Source organism: Quadrisphaera sp. DVD1, assembly GCF_058932755.1.
The window spans coordinates 1-5065 of the sequence record NZ_JBZYWI010000187.1 but is presented as its reverse complement, the minus strand read 5'-3'; the positions used below and the strand labels follow the sequence as shown (position 1 = coordinate 5065).

General features: G+C 76.3%; 6 protein-coding genes. All 6 read left to right on the top strand.

Going from position 1 to position 5065, the window contains the following annotated elements:
• Position 1 precedes the first annotated feature (1 nt).
• Entirely contained in the window at positions 2-823 is an 822-nt protein-coding gene (gene pyrF / locus AC5FZL_RS15355) for an orotidine-5'-phosphate decarboxylase (RefSeq protein WP_493619753.1), read from the top strand.
• A 104-nt stretch (positions 824-927) separates the two neighbouring features.
• Entirely contained in the window at positions 928-1242 is a 315-nt protein-coding gene (mihF, locus tag AC5FZL_RS15350; RefSeq protein WP_493619752.1) for an integration host factor, actinobacterial type, read from the top strand.
• A 44-nt stretch (positions 1243-1286) separates the two neighbouring features.
• A complete protein-coding gene (gene gmk / locus AC5FZL_RS15345) occupies positions 1287-1877 on the top strand; it encodes a guanylate kinase (RefSeq protein ID WP_493619751.1) in 591 nt (196 codons plus the stop codon).
• 103 nt (positions 1878-1980) lie between these two features.
• Complete coding sequence (gene rpoZ / locus AC5FZL_RS15340) at positions 1981-2367, top strand: DNA-directed RNA polymerase subunit omega (RefSeq protein ID WP_493619750.1); 387 nt, start codon at positions 1981-1983, stop codon at positions 2365-2367.
• A gap of 29 nt (positions 2368-2396) precedes the next feature.
• Positions 2397-3632: a bifunctional phosphopantothenoylcysteine decarboxylase/phosphopantothenate--cysteine ligase CoaBC gene (coaBC, locus tag AC5FZL_RS15335; protein WP_493619749.1), complete on the top strand. Its 1236-nt coding sequence runs from the start codon at positions 2397-2399 to the stop codon at positions 3630-3632.
• A gap of 40 nt (positions 3633-3672) precedes the next feature.
• Positions 3673-4875: a methionine adenosyltransferase gene (gene metK / locus AC5FZL_RS15330; protein WP_493619748.1), complete on the top strand. Its 1203-nt coding sequence runs from the start codon at positions 3673-3675 to the stop codon at positions 4873-4875.
• The last annotated feature ends 190 nt before the right edge of the window (positions 4876-5065 follow it).

Genomic DNA, 5065 nt, shown 5'->3' with positions numbered 1-5065 from the left:
GATGGCCGCGCACGGCCCGCTGTGCGCCGGGATCGACCCGCACGCGCCGCTGATGGCGGCGTGGGGCCTGAGCGACGACCCCGCCGGCCTGGAGCGCTTCGCCCGCACCGCCGTCGAGGCCCTGGCGGGGGTGGTGGCCGCGGTGAAGCCGCAGGCCGCGTTCTTCGAGCGGCACGGCTCGGCCGGCGTCGCGGTGCTCGAGCGCGTGGTCTCGGACTGCCGCGACGCCGGGCTGCTCTGCGTCGTGGACGCCAAGCGCGGTGACATCGGCTCGACGATGGGCGCCTACGCCGACGCGTTCGCCGGCGACGGCTCGCCGCTGGCCGGGGACGCCGTCACGGCCTCGCCCTACCTGGGGTTCGCCTCGCTGGACCCGCTGCTCGACCTCGCCGAGGCCACCGGGCGGGGGGTCTTCGTCCTGGCGCTGACCTCCAACCCCGAGGGCGCGGGCGTGCAGCACGCCCTCGCCCCCAGCGGGCGCGCCGTCGCAGCGGAGGTCGCCGCGGCCGCCGCGGCCCGCAACGCTCCCGCCCGCGCGCAGGGCGCGCCGCTGGGGTCCGTGGGCCTCGTCGTCGGCGCCACGACCGGCGACGCGGTGCACCGGCTCGGCGTCGACCTGGCCGCCGTGCACGGGCCCCTGCTGGCCCCGGGCATCGGCGCGCAGGGCGCCACCGCCGCCGACCTGCGGCGCGTCTTCGGCGCGGCCACCGGCGCCGTCCTGGCCTCCTCCAGCCGCGAGGTGCTGGGGGCCGGCCCCTCCCGCGCGGCGCTGGCCGACGCGGCGCGGCGCACCGCCGACGCCTGTCGCGCCGCGCTCGGCTGACCCGCCCGGACCTGCCGCGGCCCACCCCGGCGTTGCCCCGGGGCACCGCGCTCGCTAGGTTCGCCGGAACTCCCTGCTCACGACCGACACCCGAGGTGACCCCCGTGCCGCTCCCCGATCTGACCCCTGAGCAGCGTTCCGCGGCGCTGGAGAAGGCCGCCGCCGCCCGGCGGGAGCGGGCCGAGATCAAGAACAAGCTCAAGTACTCGCAGGGCTCCCTCGGCGACGTCATCCGCGAGGGCCAGCAGAACGACGTCGTGGGCAAGATGAAGGTCAGCGCGCTGCTCGAGTCGCTGCCGGGAGTCGGCAAGGTGCGCGCCGCGAAGGTCATGGAGGAGATCGGCATCTCCGAGACCCGGCGCGTGCGCGGCCTGGGCGCGAACCAGATCACCGCGCTCGTCGAGCGCTTCGACCGCTGAGCACCGCCCCGCCCCCGACGCCTCCGACGTCCTCCACCCCGCTGATGCCCTCGGCCCCCGAGCCGGTGGTCCCCGCCCGGCTGACCGTCCTCGCCGGCCCCACGGCGGTCGGCAAGGGCACGGTCGCCGCCGACGTGCGCCGCCGCTACCCCGACGTCTGGCTCTCCGTCTCCGCGACCACCCGCGCCCCCCGGCCCGGCGAGGTGGACGGCGTCCACTACCGCTTCGTCAGCGAGGCCGACTTCGACGCCCTGGTCGAGCAGGGGCAGATGCTCGAGTGGGCCGTCGTCCACGGCCGCCACCGCTACGGCACCCCGCGCGGCCCCGTCGACGAGGCGCTGGCCCAGGGCCGGCCCGCGCTGCTGGAGATCGACCTGCAGGGCGCCCGCCAGGTGCGTCAGGTGATGCCGGAGGCGCGGTTCGTCTTCCTGGCCCCGCCGAGCTGGGCGGAGCTGGAGCGCCGGCTCGTCGGCCGGGGCACCGAGGGACCGGCCGAGCGGGAGCGCCGGCTGGCCACCGCACGGGTGGAGCTGGCGGCCGAGGAGGAGTTCGACGTGACCATCGTCAACGACGACGTCACGCGGGCCACCGACGAACTTGTATCATCGATGGGTCTGGGCCCTCTGCGCGCATGAGGCCGCTCGCCGGGAGCGCCGCCGAACACGGTGGCGCACCGGTGCTCCGAACGGCGGCGCGAGCGCGACCGGCCCACCCCGACAGCTCTGGAGGAGCCTGCTCATGTCCGGTACCGCGGCTGCACCCGAGGGCATCACCAACCCGCCCATCGACGACCTGCTCGAGGCCGCTGACGGCTCGAAGTACGGCCTGGTGATCTACGCCGCCAAGCGCGCGCGCCAGATCAACGCCTACTACGCCCAGCTCGGCGAGGGCCTGCTGGAGTACGTCGGCCCGCTCGTGGAGACCCACGTGCAGGAGAAGCCGCTGTCGGTGGCGCTGCGCGAGATCGACGCGGGCCTGCTCACGGTGCGCCCCTCGACCCCCGAGGACGACGCGACCCCGGTCGCCGTCGACACCACCTTCTCGGCCGGCTTCGCCACCGACTTCGGCGACGTGCCCACCGCGTCGGTCGCCGACGACGGCTCCGCCGCGGCCGACACCCACTGAGCCCGACGCCGGCCCCCGCGCGCTCGGCCGTGGCGCCCCCCTCGGTGGTCCTCGGCGTCGCCGGGGGCATCGCCGCCTACAAGGCGTGCGGCCTGCTGCGGCTGCTCACCGAGGGCGGCGCCAAGGTGCGCGTGGTGCCCACGGCCGCGGCCCTGCAGTTCGTCGGTGAGGCCACCTGGGCGGCGCTGTCCGGGCAGCCGGTGGCCACCGACGTGTGGACCGACGTCCACGAGGTGCCGCACGTGCGGCTGGGCCGCGAGGCCGACCTCGTCGTCGTCGCGCCGGCCACGGCCGACCTGCTCGCGCGCGCGGCGGCCGGCCTGGCCTCGGACCTGCTGACCTCCACCCTGCTCACCGCCCGGTGCCCGGTGCTCATGGCGCCGGCGATGCACACCGAGATGTGGGAGCACCCGGCCACCCGCGCCAACGTGGCCCTCCTGCGCTCGCGCGGCGTCGTCGTCCTCGAGCCCGCCAGCGGCCGCCTCACCGGCGCCGACACGGGCCCCGGGCGCCTGCCCGAGCCGGAGGCGATCCACGCCGCGGCGCTGCGCCTCCTGGCCGGGACGGCACCGGACCTCGCCGGCCGCCACGTCGTCGTCTCCGCCGGCGGCACCCGCGAGCCGCTGGACCCGGTGCGCTTCCTCGGCAACGCCTCCAGCGGCCGGCAGGGGTACGCCCTGGCGGCCACGGCCGCCGCCCGCGGCGCGCGCGTGACGCTCGTGGCGGCGCACACCGAGGTGCCCGACCCCGCCGGGGTCGAGCTGGTCCGGGTGGGCACGGCGCGCGAGCTGCGCGAGGCCGTGCTGGCCGCCGCGGCGGACGCCGCCGCCGTCGTCATGGCCGCGGCCGTGGCCGACTTCCGGCCCGCGCAGGTGGCCACCACCAAGATCAAGAAGGCGGACGACGGGACCTCGGCGCCGACCGTGGAGCTCGTGCGCAACCCCGACGTCCTCGCCGACCTCGTCGCCGCCCGGCGGGCCGGCGTCCTGCCCGCGGGCCTGGTGCTGGCCGGCTTCGCCGCCGAGACCGGCGACGCGGGCGCCACCGTGCTCGAGCACGGCCGCGCCAAGCTCGTCCGCAAGGGCGCCGACCTGCTCGTCGTCAACGAGGTCGGGGGCGGGCGCGGGTTCGGCTCCACCGACAACAGCGTGGTGATCCTCCGGGGCGGGGCGGCGCCCGCCGAGACGGCGGTCGGACCGGCGCCCAAGGAGGTCGTCGCCGACGCCGTGTGGGACGCCGTCCGGGACCTCTGGGGGCCCGGCTAAGGTGGTCCGTCCGCTCCACGAAGCCGTACCAGGGAGAGCTGTGACCACGTCGGACCTGCGCCTGTTCACCTCCGAGTCGGTCACCGAGGGCCACCCCGACAAGATCTGCGACCAGATCAGCGACGGGATCCTCGACGCCCTGCTCGACCAGGACCCCACCAGCCGCGTCGCCGTGGAGACCATGGTCACCACCGGGCTCGTGCACGTGGCCGGGGAGGTCACCACCAAGGGCTACGTCGAGATCCCCCGGATCGTGCGCGACACCATCCTGCGGATCGGCTACGACTCCTCCGCCAAGGGCTTCGACGGGCACTCGTGCGGCGTCGAGGTCTCCATCGGCGCGCAGTCCGCCGACATCGCCGCGGGCGTGGACAAGGCCTACGAGGCCCGCCACGACGCCGGCGACACCGACCCGCTGGACTGGCAGGGCGCCGGCGACCAGGGCCTGATGTTCGGCTACGCCAGCGACGACACCGCCGAGTACATGCCGCTGCCGATCCACCTCGCGCACCGCCTGTCCGAGCGGCTGTCCGCCGTGCGCAAGGAGGGGCTGCTGCCGCACCTGCGCCCCGACGGCAAGACGCAGGTCACCATCGGCTACGACGGTGACCGGGCCGTCAGCGTCGACACCGTGGTGATCTCCACCCAGCACGCGCCCGAGACCACGCTGGCCCAACTGGAGGCCGAGGTCGCCGAGCACGTGGTCACCCCGGTGATCGCCGCGGCCGGCCTGGACACCTCCGGCACCCGCCTGCTCGTCAACCCCAGCGGGCGCTTCGAGGTCGGTGGCCCGATGGGCGACGCCGGCCTGACCGGGCGCAAGATCATCGTCGACACCTACGGCGGCATGGCCCGCCACGGCGGTGGCGCCTTCTCCGGCAAGGACCCGTCGAAGGTCGACCGCTCCGCCGCCTACGCGATGCGCTGGGTCGCCAAGAACGTCGTCGCCGCGGGGCTGGCCCGCCGCTGCGAGGTGCAGGTGGCCTACGCCATCGGCGCCGCCCACCCGGTGGGGCTGTACGTGGAGACCTTCGGCACCGAGCAGGTCGACCCGGCGCGCCTGACCCGGGCGATCCGCGAGGTCTTCGACCTGCGCCCGGCGGCGATCGTGCGCGACCTGGACCTGCTGCGCCCGATCTACGCCCCCACGGCCGCCTACGGCCACTTCGGCCGCGCCCTGCCCGGCTTCACGTGGGAGCGCACCGACCGCGCCGAGGCCCTGCGCTCCGCCGTCGGCGCCTGACCGAGCGGCGCGAGCCGCCGCACCTCTCCCCGGCCTCGTGAGCGCGGGGCGCCCCTGTGCTCACGAGACGGGCACAGGGGCGCCCCGCGCGCATCCGGGACGGGTGCAGATCCGCCCACTGGGGCGCCGTCGGTGGCGTCTGGTGTCATGGCGGGCATGAGGACGCCGGAGGTGCCGCAGGTCGCCGCGC